General features: G+C 31.0%; 15 protein-coding genes. 12 read left to right on the forward strand and 3 right to left on the reverse strand.

The genetic code is table 11. The annotated features are described in order from the left end of the window. The 9 genes from AABM47_RS03240 to AABM47_RS03280 all read left to right on the forward strand — a co-directional run. Nucleotides 1-1,535: prolyl oligopeptidase family serine peptidase (locus AABM47_RS03240; protein WP_338409489.1), on the forward strand; the 1,535-nt coding region annotated here is incomplete at its 5' end. Beyond that, entirely contained in the window at nt 1,535-1,960 is a 426-nt protein-coding gene (locus tag AABM47_RS03245) for a GNAT family N-acetyltransferase (RefSeq protein ID WP_338409490.1), read from the forward strand. The genes AABM47_RS03240 and AABM47_RS03245, both read left to right, overlap by 1 nt. 3 nt (nt 1,961-1,963) lie before the next feature. Beyond that, nucleotides 1,964-2,431 (forward strand): hypothetical protein, encoded by a 468-nt coding sequence (locus AABM47_RS03250; protein ID WP_338409491.1) that lies wholly within the window; start codon nt 1,964-1,966, stop codon nt 2,429-2,431. A 32-nt stretch (nt 2,432-2,463) separates the two neighbouring features. After that, nucleotides 2,464-3,945, forward strand: a complete 1,482-nt coding sequence (locus tag AABM47_RS03255) for a polysaccharide biosynthesis C-terminal domain-containing protein (RefSeq protein WP_338409492.1) — start codon at nt 2,464-2,466, stop codon at nt 3,943-3,945. Further along, nucleotides 3,942-4,376 (forward strand): dUTP diphosphatase, encoded by a 435-nt coding sequence (gene dut / locus AABM47_RS03260; RefSeq protein ID WP_338409493.1) that lies wholly within the window; start codon nt 3,942-3,944, stop codon nt 4,374-4,376. The genes AABM47_RS03255 and dut overlap by 4 nt, the downstream gene beginning before the upstream one ends. An 84-nt stretch (nt 4,377-4,460) precedes the next feature. Then, the gene (locus tag AABM47_RS03265; RefSeq protein WP_338409494.1) at nt 4,461-5,471 is read left to right on the forward strand and encodes a sugar phosphate nucleotidyltransferase; all 1,011 of its coding nucleotides are present in this window, start codon (nt 4,461-4,463) and stop codon (nt 5,469-5,471) included. Between the two features lie 14 nt (nt 5,472-5,485). Continuing rightward, a complete protein-coding gene (locus AABM47_RS03270) occupies nt 5,486-6,826 on the forward strand; it encodes a tetratricopeptide repeat protein (protein WP_338409495.1) in 1,341 nt (446 codons plus the stop codon). Next, nucleotides 6,823-7,593: a DUF4292 domain-containing protein gene (locus AABM47_RS03275; RefSeq protein WP_338409496.1), complete on the forward strand. Its 771-nt coding sequence runs from the start codon at nt 6,823-6,825 to the stop codon at nt 7,591-7,593. Before AABM47_RS03270 ends, AABM47_RS03275 begins: the two co-directional genes overlap by 4 nt. Before the next feature lie 9 nt (nt 7,594-7,602). Next, nucleotides 7,603-8,868, forward strand: a complete 1,266-nt coding sequence (locus AABM47_RS03280) for a peptidoglycan DD-metalloendopeptidase family protein (protein ID WP_338409497.1) — start codon at nt 7,603-7,605, stop codon at nt 8,866-8,868. Nucleotides 8,869-8,909: 41 nt separating this feature from the next. Here AABM47_RS03280 and AABM47_RS03285 read toward each other — a convergent pair whose 3' ends face one another. Beyond that, nucleotides 8,910-9,419 carry an acyl-CoA thioesterase gene (locus tag AABM47_RS03285; RefSeq protein ID WP_338409498.1) on the reverse strand — a complete coding sequence of 170 codons (510 nt, stop codon included), beginning with the start codon at nt 9,417-9,419 and terminating at the stop codon, nt 8,910-8,912. A gap of 59 nt (nt 9,420-9,478) precedes the next feature. Then, a complete protein-coding gene (locus tag AABM47_RS03290) occupies nt 9,479-10,414 on the reverse strand; it encodes an SPOR domain-containing protein (RefSeq protein WP_338409499.1) in 936 nt (311 codons plus the stop codon). Between the two features lie 144 nt (nt 10,415-10,558). Here AABM47_RS03290 and dprA point away from each other — a divergent pair, with 144 nt between their 5' ends. From dprA to AABM47_RS03305, 3 genes are all read left to right on the forward strand, one after another. Next, the gene (gene dprA, locus AABM47_RS03295) at nt 10,559-11,662 is read left to right on the forward strand and encodes a DNA-processing protein DprA (RefSeq protein WP_338409500.1); all 1,104 of its coding nucleotides are present in this window, start codon (nt 10,559-10,561) and stop codon (nt 11,660-11,662) included. Between the two features lie 195 nt (nt 11,663-11,857). Beyond that, entirely contained in the window at nt 11,858-14,431 is a 2,574-nt protein-coding gene (locus AABM47_RS03300) for a phosphoenolpyruvate carboxylase (RefSeq protein ID WP_338409501.1), read from the forward strand. 31 nt (nt 14,432-14,462) lie between these two features. Further along, nucleotides 14,463-15,086, forward strand: a complete 624-nt coding sequence (locus AABM47_RS03305) for a hypothetical protein (RefSeq protein WP_338409502.1) — start codon at nt 14,463-14,465, stop codon at nt 15,084-15,086. A gap of 139 nt (nt 15,087-15,225) precedes the next feature. Here the strand turns inward: AABM47_RS03305 and trpS are convergent, their stop codons facing one another. Continuing rightward, entirely contained in the window at nt 15,226-16,194 is a 969-nt protein-coding gene (trpS, locus tag AABM47_RS03310) for a tryptophan--tRNA ligase (RefSeq protein WP_338409503.1), read from the reverse strand. Nucleotides 16,195-16,269 lie beyond the last annotated feature (75 nt).

The following is a 16,269-nucleotide window of genomic DNA, read 5'->3' on the forward strand; positions in this document are numbered from 1 at the left end:
TGAGCAAACACAAAATGGGAATTTACAACATTGAAAAAGACACCGTTTATTATGTTTCGTTTTCAAAATTATCAGGTATAATGGATTATCCTGCTTATTATCAAGAATATGAAAATTTAAAAGAAAAAGAAAAAGCTGAAAAAGCAGTTGTAATGGTTAGCCCAATTTACAACAAATCCGGAACAAAAACTGTTTTTGAACTTAGAAGTCAAGACAACAAAGATCGATGGATTGTTCAATTAGACTTAAATTCGGGTAAAATTATAGAATTAGACCATCAACACGATGAAGCTTGGATTGGTGGACCAGGAATACCAAATTACAATTATGGAGGCGGAACCTTAGGTTTTTTAAAAGATAATGAAACGATTTATTTTCAGTCAGAAGCATCAGGGTTTTCACATTTATATACTTTGAATTTAACTTCAAAAAAGAAAACGCAACTTACATCAGGCAATTGGGAGGTTAGAGATGTAAAGCTTTCACAAGATTTAAAAACATTATACATTTCAACAAACACGAATCATCCGGGAAACAGGGAATTTTATAAATTGGATAGTGAAACTAAAAAAATAACACCCATTTTAACCAATGATGGTGCTTATGAAGTGGAATTATCTCCAAATGAAAAACAACTTTTGGTTCGCTATTCCTATAAAAACAAACCTTGGGAATTGTATGTAGCTGACAATAAAACCAATACAACTTTAAAACAAATTACTCATTCAACTACAAAAGAATTTGAAGCATATGCATGGAAAAATCCAAATGTAATTACCTTTAAAGCACAAGATGAAAATCAAGTTTTTGCAAGATTATATGAACCAAAAGCAGAGGTTAAAAACAAAGCTGCCATAATTTTTGTTCATGGTGCTGGATATTTACAAAACGCGCATAATTACTGGAGTTCGTATCATAGAGAATTTATGTTTCACAACCTGTTGTGCGATTTAGGCTACACCGTTTTAGACATCGATTATAGAGGAAGTGATGGTTATGGAAGAGATGTAAGAACAGGAATTTATCGTCACATGGGTGGTTTGGATTTATCAGATCAATTAGACGGAAAAAAATATTTAGTCGAAAATTTAGGAATTGATGCCAATCGAGTTGGAATTTACGGTGGTTCTTATGGAGGGTTTATCACATTAATGGCATTGTTGACAGAACCAGGAACGTTTAAAGCTGGCGCTGCTTTACGTTCGGTTACTGATTGGGCTCATTATAATCAAGGATATACAGCAAATATATTAAATTTTCCAGAGACAGATTCTATTGCTTTTAAAAGAAGTTCACCCATATATTTTGCAGAAAATTTACAAGATAAATTACTTATGTTGCATGGAATGGTTGATGATAACGTGCAATTCCAAGACGTTGTTCGTTTGTCGCAACGTTTTATTGAATTAGGAAAAAAAGATTGGGATTTGGCCGTTTTTCCAGTAGAAGCACATGGTTTTAAAGAAACCTATTCTTGGATTGACGAGTACAGACGAATTTTAGAATTGTTCAATCAAAATTTATTAGAAAACTAATGAAAATACTTGAATTAACGACCAAAGAAGCAATGTTGGAACAATTGCCAATCATCCAACAATTGTATGCTGATTTTACTATTGAAAAATATGAATCGCTTTTAAATGAAATGTTACCAATAAATTACAAGCAAGTTATCATTAAAGAAAACAATGAAACTATAGGTTTGGCAGGATTTTGGATAGCCTCTAAATTGTGGTGTGGAAGATATTTAGAATTAGATAATGTAATAGTTCATCCCAATCATCGCTCTAAAGGAGTTGGCAAACTTATGACCGAATATTTGATTCAAAAAGCCACCGACAACAATTGTACAATGGCTGTTTTAGACGCTTATACAACTAATTTTACAGCCCATAAATTTTATATGAATCACGGCTTTAACCCTAAAGGGTTTCATTTTATTAAATATTTAAAAGAATAATATATGAGAGAAATTACAGCTTTATTTTTAATAGTGTGTTTGTCTTGTTCTTCAGCTAAAGAGGAAATTCAACAAAAATTTTCTGAAACAATTGACTCAGTTTATTTTCAAAAATGGGTTGCTGGTATTCAAGGTGGTGGAAGTGGAGCCAATTTTCATGTAAATTTAAAAACGCCATTAGAAAAAGATGTAGTCTTAAAAAAAGTTCAATTTGAATCTTTTGAAGCTTCATTTGTAAAAATTTCTGAAACAAGTTATAGCGCTTATATAAAAACAAATTCTAATCAAAATGATTTAATTTTAGATGAAAATCCAGAAAAAGAATATGGCAATAAAGCTCCAAAAATAAATCTAAAACCCAATGAAGCTAATTTATTTTTTACTAAAAACGGAAAAGAGCTTGTAAAAAATCTTCAAAACGTAAAAGAAAAACCATTGATTGCATATCCTTCTGTAAAACCTAAAAATTAGTTACTTTTGCTTCAATATAAAAATCCAATACTTTGAGTGTATATAAAAGTCTTTTTAAACAAACAGCAATTTATGGCTTAGCGACAGTTTTGCCTAGAATGGTTAGTTTCATATTAGTCCCTTTATATACATCACCAAATGTTTTAAAAAACTCTGCAGAATATGGAGAAATCTCCATAATTTTCTCTTGGCTGGTGCTCTTTAATGTTATTCTGTCTTATGGAATGGAAACTAGTTTTTTTAGATTTTATTCTAAAGCAGAAAACCCTAAAAATGTAATCAGCACTTCAGCAATATCTATTTTTTGGTCTTCTATAATTTTTTTGATCACAGCCCTTTTGTGTAGAAATTATTTAGCCGAAGCTTCCAAAATTAATGTTGAGTACATTATTTATACGATTTGGATTTTATTTTTAGATGCATTGGTAATCATTCCTTTTTCAAAATTAAGAGCTGAAAAAAGACCTTTATTTTATGCTATAATTAAAACGGGAAATGTTTTAATCAACCTGATATTGAATTTATTTTTCTTATTATGGTTGCCAAAATTAGCAGCAAGTTCACCAGATAGTTTCATTAGCACTTTGTTTTTTGAAAACTTTCAAATAGGATACATTTTTGTAGCAAATATAATTGCCAGTTTAGCAACATTTTTAATACTTTCTCCTACCTATTTTAAAATGAAGTGGAACTTTGACAAAATCCTTTGGACAAAAATGATGCGCTATAGTTTGCCAATTATGGTTGCTGGCGTTGCCTTTGCTATAAATGAAACCTTTGATCGAATTCTTTTGCAAAAATGGTTAAATTTACCTGAAGACATAACAAATGCTCAAATCGGAGCCTACTCAGCATGTTATAAACTAGCGCTATTCATGACTTTATTTGCAACTGCCTTTAGATTAGGTATTGAACCTTTCTTTTTTAGCCATTCATCTAATGAAAATGCTCCTAAAACTTATGCCAATATTACTAAGTACTTTGTGGTTTTTGGTTCAATAATTTTATTAGTTGTTGTAGTTTTTGCAGATGTTTTAAAAATATTTATAGTAAGAGATTCCTCTTTTTGGGAAGCTATGAAAGTGGTGCCCCTAATAATTCTTGCCAATTTTTTCTTGGGAATTTACAACAACTTATCGGTTTGGTATAAACTTACTGATAAAACAAAAATAGGAATGTATATTTCAATTGTTGGCGCTATAATTACATTAGCCTTGAATTTTTTATTAATTCCTATCTGGTCTTATATGGGCAGTGCCATCGCAACACTTTCAGCATACGGGAGCATGATGATAATTTCTTATTACCTGGGAAATAAATACTACCCAATACCCTATGACATGAAAAAAATAATGCAATACTTAGGGATAGCAATTCTACTATCGGGCCTATCTTTTTACGTACCTCTTTTTAGAGAAACCTATATTTTTGGTATTTTAGCAATTATATTTTTCGGCTATTATATTTACAGAAACGAAAAAGAAATTTTATTAAAAATTATAAAACGAAAATGAACATTAAAATAATTAACAAATCCCTACATTCATTACCTAATTACGAAACTATTGCCTCTGCAGGAATGGATTTACGTGCCAATTTATCTAAACCAATTACTATAAATTCTTTAGAAAGAACCATTGTAAAAACTGGTCTTTTTATTGAATTACCAATAGGTTATGAAGCACAAGTGAGGCCAAGAAGTGGCTTAGCAGCCAAAAAAGGGGTTACAGTTCTAAATTCACCAGGAACAATTGATGCTGATTATAGAGGTGAAATAGGCGTTATATTAGTCAATTTATCTAGTGACCCTTTTGTTATTGAAAACGGTGAACGAATTGCTCAACTAATCATAGCAAAGCATGAAAGAGCCGAATGGACAGAGGTTCAACAATTGTCAGAAACCCCAAGAGGCGAAGGAGGTTTTGGAAGTACAGGGGTAAAATAGTAATCAGTGTTCAAAATTCCAAGTTCAAAAATGTTGAATATTCAATTATGAATAACGAATGTTGAAGTATAAAAATATAAAAATATGAAAATAATTGTTCCTATGGCAGGTCGTGGCTCACGTCTTCGCCCACATACATTAACAGTTCCTAAACCCTTAATTCCGGTGGCAGGTAAACCAATTGTTCACAGATTGGTAGAAGACATAGCAGGAGTTTTAAATCAAAATATTGAAGAAGTGGCATTTATAATCCACGAAAGTTTTGGAAAAAAAGTCGAAGAAGAACTACTTGCAATTGCTCAAAAACTAGGTGCAAAAGGAACTATTTACTATCAAAACGAAGCTCTAGGAACAGGTCATGCCATTATGTGTGCCAAAGATTCTTTAAGCGGACCAGCAGTTATTGCCTATGCCGATACTTTAATTCGTGCTGATTTTGATTTAGACAAAAATGCAGATAGTGTTATTTGGGTTAAACAAGTTGATAAACCAGAAGCTTTTGGAGTTGTTAATTTAAATGATAATGGTAAAATCATTGAATTAGTTGAAAAACCAATAGAATTTGTTTCAGATTTAGCCGTTATAGGAATTTACTATTTTAAAGATGTAGCGGTTCTTAAAAACGAATTACAATTAGTTATTGATAACAACATCATTCATGGTGGAGAATATCAAATTAACGATGGAATTAAGCAAATGATGGCAAAGGGCATGAAATTTGTACCAGGGAAAGTCGATGAATGGATGGATTGCGGAAACAAAGACGTAACTGTTGATACCAATACAAGAATGTTAGGCTTTTTACATACAGATGGAGAAAATTTAGTTGCTTCTGATGTTAAATTAGAAAATTCTACAATTATTCCTCCTTGTTTTATTGCTGAAGATGTAGTTTTAATTAACACTACTGTTGGCCCAAACGTTTCTTTAGGAAAAGGGTGTCATGTAATTGATTCTACTATTAAAAACAGTTTAGTTCAAACACACGTTCACATAAAAAATGCAAAATTAGATAATGCTATGATAGGTAATCACGCTTCTTTTGATGGAAAGTTTACCAGTATTAGTATTGGCGATTATTCCGTTTTAGAATAATAATTTGAACAGCAATGAAACACTTCATAACATTTACAATATTTTTTATAACTTTTAGTTATCAAGTGTCTTATGCTCAAGAAACAGCAAATCCAGAAGAAATTGCCTTGGTTGATGATGCATTTGAAACTAATTTTTATAATGCTTTAACCCAAAAAGCTATTGAAAATTATGATAGAGCTGTTGTTTTTTTGCTAAAATGTTTAGAAAGTCAGAATGATAATTCTATAATTTACAATGAATTAGGTAAAAATTATTTAGCATTAAAAAAGTATGCAGAAGCTCAAAATTCTTTTCAAAAAGCAATTGATTTAAATCCAAATGAGCGATGGTATTGGAACGGCTTATACGATGTTTTTTATGAAACAAAAGATTATGACAACGCCATCAAAGCCGTAACTAAACTTATTGAATTCAACAAAGATTTTCAAGACGATTTAGTTTCTTTATACCTTTATACTAATCAAAAAGAAAAAGCATTAGCCTTAATAATAAACATGGAACAAACTACAAATTTGTCTCAAACCATGACTTTTTACAAATTAAAACTACAAAAAGAAACTGAAAAAAACAGCCCTCAAAACAAGGATTTAGAAGCAGCAATTAAAAAAAACCCTTTAGTAGAACAAAACTATATTGATTTAATGTATCAATATTCAGAAGAAAATAATCAAGAACAAGCCTTTGAGGTTGCGAAGCAGTTAGCAGAAAACATTCCAAATTCAGAGTGGGCCCATGTAAGTTTGGTTAAGTTTCATCTCAATAAAAGCGACGGACAAAACGCATCTATTTCAATGTTTAAAGTATTAGAAAGCATAAAGATTGATCTTAAAATTAAACATAGAGTTTTTAATGAATTCTTAATTTTTGCATCTAATAATGAACAGTACTTAACCGATTTAGAAAAAGCAACGACACTATTAGAAGAAGATAAATCAGTAAATGTAAGCAAAGAAGTGGCTAAGTTTTTTTTAAAGAAAAACACTTTAGACCTAGCCGTTTTTTATTTTGAAAAAAGCATAAAAAACAGACCTGAAGATTTTGAAAGCTTTGAACTTTTAATGCAGTTATTAGTTCAAAAAGAGCAATATGAAAAAGTAAATAAATACGCCAATCAACAGCTAGAGATGTATCCAACTCAAGCGAGTTTGTATTACTATTTGGGGCTAGCACTACATCATTTAAACAAAACAAAACTAGCAATTAATGCTTTAGAACAAGGACTTGATTATGTTATTGAAAACCCAATTTTAGAAAAAAACTTATATGTGCAAATAGCTCAAACTTTTGAAAAAATAGGAGACCACAAAAAGGCAGAATGGTATTTAAATAAAATTCAAAAGATAAAAGAATGATAAAAAGAATTTTTATAATAATGGCTCTATTAAGCTTGCTTAATTCGTGTAAAACAGCCCAAAAAGTAATAAAGCCAAATGCTATTAAAAAAGCAACCGTTGAGCAAATTATAAAAAAACATAATCAAAATTTTATAGAATTTACCACGCTAAACATAAAAGCAACAATTAAATATCAAGATAAAAAAACCAAGCAAACCCTAAGTGCGGATATTCGAATTAAGAAAGACGAAATAATTTGGATGAACATAAAATTTTTAGGTTTTCCTGTTGCAAAAGCACTTATTACACCTACAAAGATTAGTTATTATGAAACAATTAACAACACCTATTTTGAAGGAGATTTTACTTTAATTAGCAATTGGTTAGGAACAAATTTAGATTTTCAAAAAACTCAAAATTTATTATTGGGAAAGGTTATAGAAGATATTAATAACGAAAATTTTACAGCTAAACTGATGTATAATATGCATCAATTGTCACAAAAAAAAGAAACTGATATTCAAAATAAGTATACATTTGACGCAGCTAATTTTTTATTAAAAAGCGAATCCATTTATCAGAAATCACAAAACAGAACCTTAGATATAAAATACGTATCCTATGTGCCTTTTGAAAACGCATTATTTCCAAAAACGATTAGTATAAGAGCCATACAAGACTCTCAAGTTTCGATCGACTTAGAATACAATAGATTTGAATTAAACAAACAAGCCCCTTTATCTTTTTCAATTCCAAATGGATACGAAAAAGTTGAAATAAAATAACACATCACAATGAAGAACTACAATTATATTTTAACACTCTTTTTTGCTGTAAGCAGCTCTATATGTTGGGCTCAACCCAACAAGCAACAAGAATTAGAAATTCAAAGAGAAAAAATAATTAACATTATAGCAGAATTTAATGGATTATTGCGAATAGAAAAAAAGAAAGAAAAATCAGTTTTAACTGAAATTAAAGAAAAAAATAATCGAATAGCATTGAGTCAAAACCTGATTCAAGCAAATGAAAATCAAGTAGCGTTTATTTCAAAAGATATAGTTTCGAATCAAAAGGTGATCAAAAAATTAAACAACGAGATCCAATTGTTAAAAGAGGATTATAAAAAAATGATTGTAAAGGCTTATAAAAGTCGTTCACAAGAAAGTAGAATAATGTTTGTTTTGTCTTCTCAAAACTTTTATCAAGCATACAAGCGTATGCAATACATGAAGCAATATGCCGATTTTAGAAAAACACAGGCAGAAGAAATAAAAATGAAACAAAACAAAATCAATGAAGAAATTCTAAATCTTAAAACAAAAAGAGATCAAAAAGAAAAAATAATAGAACAAACTGAAAAAGAAAAAGAAGTTTTAGAGAGTCAAAAGAAAGAAAAAGAGCAGCTTGTAAAAACAATTCAAAAAGACAAAAAGAAATACCTTGCCGAAATTGACAAAAAAGAAAAACAAAGACGTGCAATAGACAAGCAAATTAAAAAAGCCCTTGCCGATGCAATTGCTGCTGCAAATAAAAAAGCAGCTGAAAAAGCAAAAAAAGACTCAAAAACTCAAAACACATCATCTGATTCAAAAACAACATCATCAAGCACAAAATTTATTTTAACTGCAGAGGGCAAAGTAGATTCTGATAATTTTAAAGCTAATAAAGGCAAATTACCTCTTCCTGTTGAAAAAGGATATATTTCTTCGCCTTATGGTGACCATCCACACCCTGTTCACAAAAACTTAATGTCGCACAATAACGGTATTGAAATAACAACTCAAGACGGATCAATTGCTCGCGCTGTTTTTGCTGGAGAAGTAACCCAAATACAAGTAATACCTGGGACCAACAAAAAAATCATATACATTGTTCATGGAGACTTTTTTACCATCTATCAAGATTTAGATACCATATCTGTAAAAACAGGAGATAAAGTAACAATCAAACAAAAATTAGGAAAAATTCACACCAATTCTGATGGAAAAACAACTATGAAATTTTTTATTACACAAAACACAACCTACATGAACCCTTCAAGCTGGTTGAGTTTGTAAATAATTTTTATATAAAAACGATTAATTTAGCGAAGTCTTAATTAAACAAATAAAGCTTTAAGCTCTGTAGCCTCATTAGGTTTCATTTTTCCCGCTAACACCAAGCTCAGTTGTTTTCTGCGTAAAGCGCCTTCAAAACGTTCTTTTTCTAAATCGGTTTCAGTCAACACTACTGGTACTTCAACAGGTCTGCCAGAATCATCAACAGCGACAAAAGTATAAATGGCCTCATTGGCTTTTGAACGATTACCGCTTTCTCTATCTTCAACCCATACGTCAAGATAAATTTCCATAGAAGTATTAAATGATCTTGAAATTTTTGCTTCAACAGTAACTACACTTCCTAAAGGAATTGACTTATTAAAAGCCACATGATTCACACTAGCGGTAACGGTTATACGTCTACAATGTCTTCGTGCGGCTATACTTGCTGCACGATCCATACGGGCTAATAATTCTCCTCCAAATAAATTGTTCAAAGGATTTGTTTCACTAGGCAATACTAAATCGGTAAGAATAGTTAAAGATTGCGAGGCGTATCTTGGTTCCATTTTTTTTGGTAAAGATAAAGTAATTTCGCTGTTTTGAATTTATAATTATGAGGAAATAATTAATCAATCATTAACCAAGCTCGGTTATAAGTAGAATTTCTTAATTCAAATAAATATGCCTTAGCTTCATCATAATCTGAAAAACTTTGAAAAAAAACAGGAGTCATTCCTCTTTTATTTTTTGGACCTAATTCAGCTTTAAAGCCGCTTTTAATTAAATTTTCATATTCTCGAACAGCATTTTTTTCTTTGCTAAAAACACCAGAAACCAAATGAAAAGGGAATTTTTTTGAAACAACTTCAAGCCCTTCATTTAAGTCATTAAAAGGCACATCAATAACAAAAGTAGCCTGTTCTATAGTAGCTTGCACTTTGTCTTGAACGTTTTTTTCTATAACTAAAGTTTGTTGTTGTATTTGATTGTCATAATGCATTTTGTAGCCATAGGTTCCTGCTAATCCAAAAAGCAAAAAAGCAGCAGCATATTTTAGATACGAATAATTTTGTTGCTTTTCAGAGCTAAAAATAACAGGAGCAATTACGTCTAATTGTTCAACAGCTTTTTTCAACTCAACTCTTTTAACAGCAGGTGAAATAAAGCCAGATAACCCAAAAGAACTAGTGAAGTAGTTGGTATTGTTAAAAGGCTCAAAAAACCAAGTTAGTTCACTTGAAAGCTTAATGTTTCCAATATTTTCTAAGGTTAACACCTCTCTGTTGTGCAAACTATGAAGCCACTTAGAAACCGCAAAGGTAATAGACTGAACCGCATCGTCGTAAGATATTTTTTCTTCTGAAGCGATATGATTGGCTAATAAACCATCATTGTTTTTAATATTAGCATTAAAAGAAACCACTTTTGTAGGCGGATTGAATGATACGTCACTACCGTTAAGCTGAGCCGACTGAATTTCGGTTAAAAAAGCACCAAAGCCAGGAACGGTAACGCATTGATAGCGAAACAGCAAAGAGGATATGTGAAGATTGATATTCATATTAGCAAAGAAAAAAGATTCTCCCTAGATTGCAAAATATATTGAGCTATATTTATTAACATTTGTAAAAAAAATAAACAAAAGCTTAATAAACAATGTTTTATAAGGTCAAAATTTATTATTTTTGAAGCCAATTTTATTTATATGAGCCAAACAGAGTTATTTTATGCATTATCGTTGTTACAAGTACAAGGTGTTGGAGACATTATGGCAAAAAAACTTATCAATCAATGTGGAACTGCCGAAAACATCTTTAAAGAAAAAGCAGCAAACCTTTTAAAAATTGATGGTGTCGGAAGCTCGATCATCTACAACCTCAAAGAAAAAACCATTTTTGATAAAGCGACTGCTGAAATTAAATTTATTGAACAAGAAAACATTGAGGTTTTATTTTATAAAGATGAATTATATCCAAACAAATTAAAGCATTGTTTTGATAGTCCTTTACTTTTATTTCAATCGGGAAATGTTAATTTACAAAATAAAAAGATCATCAGTATAGTAGGTACCCGACAAATTACAAGTTATGGATCTGCCTTTTGTAAAAATTTATTGGAAGATTTAGCACCACTAAACCCTATTATTGTCAGCGGCTTTGCTTATGGGGTTGATATTTTTGCACATCAAGTTGCAATGGACTTAGGGTTGCAAACTATAGGCATTTTAGCACATGGCTTAAACCAAACATATCCTAAAAATCACAAAAAATACGTTTCAAAAATGGAACAGAACGGAGGGTTTTTAACTGAATTTTGGAGCACAAGTAACCCTGAAAAAGAAAACTTTGTAAAGCGAAATAGAATTGTTGCCGGAATGAGTGAGGCCACAATAGTTATAGAAAGTGCCGAAAAAGGAGGCTCATTAATTACCGCAAATTTAGCAAATGATTACAACAGAGACGTTTTTGCTGTTCCAGGAAGAACCACAGACAAATGGAGTCAAGGCTGTAATCATTTAATAAAAACACAGCGGGCAAATTTACTTTCAAGCGCTGCCGATATTGTTTATTTTTTAAATTGGGATATTAAAAATAAAGAAAGTAATTCCATTCAAAAACAATTATTTGTTTCGCTAGAACCAGACGAACAAAAAATATATGATTATCTTGTCTTGCATGGGAAACAAACGTTAGACCTTATAGCATTAGAGTGCGAATTTCCTATATTTAAAATCGCATCAACGTTATTAAATATGGAGCTAAAAGGAGTCATAAGACCTTTGCCAGGAAAATCATTTGAAGCAATTTAACGGTCCTTGTTATTTCTTAAAAAAAGCATTTTAAGCATTCAAAATAGCAATGGTTAGTCTGTTAACAAATTATAATGTGTTTTTATATGACATAGAATTTTAACATGTTCTATTCGAAAACGTTTGCGTAGTATTTATAAATATTAGTTTAATTTTCTAATAATATAACTAACTTAGTACAAAAGAAATTTCTCCATGTACACATTGCCAAAAATTGAACGATTTAATCAAAATGTAACTTCAAAATATACGATTTATAACAGCGTATTTATAACACTTCCCTTTGATGAAATAAACAATACGGGCGTTTTATTGCCTTTGTTTTCTGAGGTATGTGAAAGCGGATATAAAAATAATGAAAGCCCAGATCAAATTTTTGAAACCTTTGTTTCCAAATACTTAAGCAATCCAACCCAAAAAGAAAAAGAATCTTTAATGTTTCGGTTTATTCAATATATTGAACGTCAAGTGGTTCTTTTTGATGCTATTGAAGATGCTGCTTTTGATGTTGTAAACAATTTGGAAGGCACAGGCTCATTAAGAGACATGAAAGAAAATGCAGAGCAAAAAAACAAACAACAAGAGCTCATAAGCTTTTTAGAAAACTTTAAAATAAGAACGGTTTTAACGGCTCATCCTACTCAATTTTATCCAGGTTCTGTTTTGGGAATCATTACCGATTTAACAAACGCCATTCGTTTAAACAATTTAAATGCAATAAAAGAATTACTCGCACAATTAGGAAAAACCCCTTTCATAAAACAAGAAAAGCCAACACCTTTAGACGAAGCAGTAAGTCTAATTTGGTTTTTAGAAAATGTATTTTATGAAACAGCTGGGGCCATGATGCATTACATACAAAAAAACATTTTAAATGGAAATTTACCTAAAAATGACATTTTAAACTTAGGGTTTTGGCCCGGAGGAGACAGAGATGGCAATCCATTTGTTACTACCAAAATCACATTAAAAGTTGCTCAACGCCTACGCACCTCTATTTTAAAAAGCTATTATTCTGACATCCGAAAATTAAAAAGAAAGCTAACATTTGCAGAAGTTGATACAATAATTGCAGAAGTTGAAAACAAATTATATCGATCTGTTTTTTATTCAGAAGGCGAAATATTCATTTCATTAGAAGAACTAAATGATAAATTATGCCAAGTAAAAAAACTTGTTACCAGCAAACATCAATCTTTGTATGTAGATGATATTGATTTGTTGTTAAACAAATTAAACTTGTTTGGATATCATTTTGCAACATTAGACATTCGCCAAAACAGTAAAATTCACGCACGTGTTTTTGATGCCATTTTATCTCATAAAAAATCTGTTTTTCCAGAAAATTATAAAGCATTAACAGAAGATGAAAAAATACACCTTTTATCCAATGCCTCATCTAATTTAACGGAATCTGATTTTGAAGACGAGCACGCAAAATCTACTATTGGCTCTATTTTAGCCATGAAAGCGATTCAAGAAAACAACGGTGAAAAAGCCTGTAATCGATATATAATTAGCAATAACGAAAGTGCATTACATGTTTTTGAAACCTTGTGTATGTTTCATTTATGTAATTGGCAAAACCCGACCGTAGATATAGTGCCTCTTTTTGAATCTGTTGATGATTTAGAAAAAGCAGATCAAGTAATGGAACAATTGTATAGTAATCCCGTATATGCTTCACACTTAAAAGCGAGAGGAAATGAACAAACAATTATGCTTGGTTTCTCAGACGGAACAAAAGACGGCGGTTATTTAATGGCCAATTGGGGGATTTATAAAGCAAAAGAAACCCTAACAGCGGTTTCGATAAAATATAATATTAAAGTAATCTTTTTTGACGGACGTGGTGGCCCACCTGCTCGTGGGGGAGGCAAAACCAATAAATTTTATGCTTCACTTGGACCCACTATTGAAAACCAACAAATTCAATTAACAGTTCAAGGGCAAACTATTAGTTCAAATTTTGGAACAATAGATTCGTGCAGGTATAACTTGGAAAACCTATTAAGTGCAGGAGCAAGCAATCAAGTATTTACTAAAAACAAAAACGGATTAACTTTCAATGAAAAACAAGTGTTGCAAAACCTATCAGAAATCAGTTATAAAAAATATGTTGATTTTAAAAATCACGATAAGTTTGTGCCTTATTTGGAACGAATGAGCACTTTAAATTACTATGCAAAAACCAATATTGGAAGTCGTCCTTCCAAAAGAAACGACTCAGACAAGCTTAATTTTGCCGATCTAAGGGCCATTCCCTTTGTAGGGTCATGGAGCCAATTGAAACAAAATGTACCGGGCTTTTTTGGCGTGGGAACAGCATTAAAAACCTTTGAAGACAATAACGAATGGCAAAAAGTTTCAGATTTATACCACAACTCACTCTTTTTTAAAACGTTGATGGAAAACAGCATGATGGCTTTAAACAAATCATTTTTTCCGTTAACCGCTTATATGAAAAAGGATAAAGAATTTGGCGAATTTTGGCAATTAATTTATACTGAATTTTTAGAAACCAAGCGGTTATTACTAAAGCTTTCGGGGTACACAACGTTAATGGAAAACTATCCTGACGGAAAAGCTTCGGTAGAACTTCGAGAAAAAATTGTTTTACCCCTTTTAACCATTCAGCAATATGCTTTATTAAAAATTAAAGAGCTAAAAGAAAGCCCAAACCCCGATGAAAAACAAATTGCCATTTATGAAAAAATAGTAACACGTTCGTTGTTTGGAAATATTAATGCTAGTAGGAATTCGGCTTAGTTTTTGTTATTTATTTTATAAATTCCATTTTATGCAAAAACTAATTGTACTTACATTTTTTTCTTTGTTTATACTTTCTTGTACCGAGAAAAAGAAATCTTATGAAGAATTTGAAGCAGAAGTTTTGTGTGATGTGTTGCCGCAAATAGCTCATGAAATTATTATGACAAAACTTCCTCCGCCACCTCCACCAGAAGAAGATTATGAAAAATATAATTATCAACCTTTTTCAACTGAAGATTTTATAAAATTAAAAGACATTCAAAAAGATTCTATTAAACTATTGGCAAAAGAGAAACATAAGTTGATTATTGGAATTAACTATAATTTATTTTCAATTAAAAGTAAAAATTTAGAATTTGAAAAGGACTTTAGAATAGATTCTTTGAAACAAAGACGCCTAAAAACTAAAGAGTTAGAAAAATCAAATTTGAAATTTAAATATTTTGAACCTGACTCTGTTAGATTAAAAGGAGAGTTTATTAATAATGAAGATATTTCAGCATTGATATCTACATCAAGAGTCTTGTTTAATTCATCAAAAAACAAATCATTTTTTGAATTATATCCTTTTGGTTGTATGCCTTATAAAATTGTAATCATTTCGAAAAAGAAAAATAACAAATGGACTTTAAAAGAAATAATTAAAGATTAGTTTTAATTTTTTCAATTGCCGTTGGCTGAAGCCAACGGATTAAATAATAAAACAAAAAAGGCTTTAGTCAAATTTATCAACTAAAACCTTTTAATTTTATATTATAATTTTCCCATGATTGAAATCAAGGGCAATTCGATTAATACCCCAATTTCGTTCTTACTCTATCTAAAACGCCATTGGCAACTATACTTGCTTTTGCAGCTCCTTCAAATAACAGTTTGTCAACTTCTTGAGTGTTGTTCATGTAGTAATTATATTTTTCTCTTACCGTTGCAAATTTCTCTATGATTAGTTCAAAAAGAGCTTGTTTTGCGTGTCCATAACCGTAATTTCCACCCAAATAATTGGCTCTCATTACTTCTGTTTGTTCTGGTGAAGCTAATAATTTGTATAAGGTAAAAGCATTACAAGCATCAGGATTTTTTGGTTCTTCAAGCGGTGTGCTATCGGTTTCGATACTCATGATTTGTTTGCGTAACGCTTTATCATCTAAAAAAATATTGATGTAATTATTTGCTGATTTACTCATTTTTCCACCATTTGTTCCAGGAACAATCATTGTGTTTTCATCAATTTTTGCTTCGGGCAAAACAAAAGTTTCTCCCATTTGATGATTGAAACGAGACGCCACATCACGCGTAATTTCAAGATGCTGCAATTGATCTTTTCCTACCGGAACTATGTTGGCATCATATAACAAAATATCTGCGGCCATTAGCATTGGGTATAAAAATAAACCGGCATTTACATCTTCTAATCTATCCGCCTTGTCTTTAAATGAGTGTGCTAATGTTAAACGTTGAAAAGGAAAAAAACAGCTCAAATACCAAGACAACTCTACTGTTTGAGGCACGTCTGATTGACGATAAAACGTAACCTTGTTTACATCTAAACCACAAGCCAACCATGCGGCGGCAGTGCTATATGTGTTTTGACGAAGAGTTTCTCCATCTTTTATTTGCGTTATAGAGTGTAAATCAGCAATAAACAAAAACGATTGATCTGTTTCGTTATTTGTCATCTCTATTGCAGGAAGTATAGCGCCTAATAAGTTTCCCAAATGAGGAGTTCCTGTACTTTGTACTCCTGTTAGTATTTTTGCCATTTCATTGTTCTTTAGCACAAAAGTAGGGTTTTGAATTAAGATTTGAAATGATGCATTAAATTTTTATTTTTATTA

It is taken from the genome of uncultured Flavobacterium sp. (assembly GCF_963925415.1).
Lineage (GTDB): Bacteria > Bacteroidota > Bacteroidia > Flavobacteriales > Flavobacteriaceae > Flavobacterium.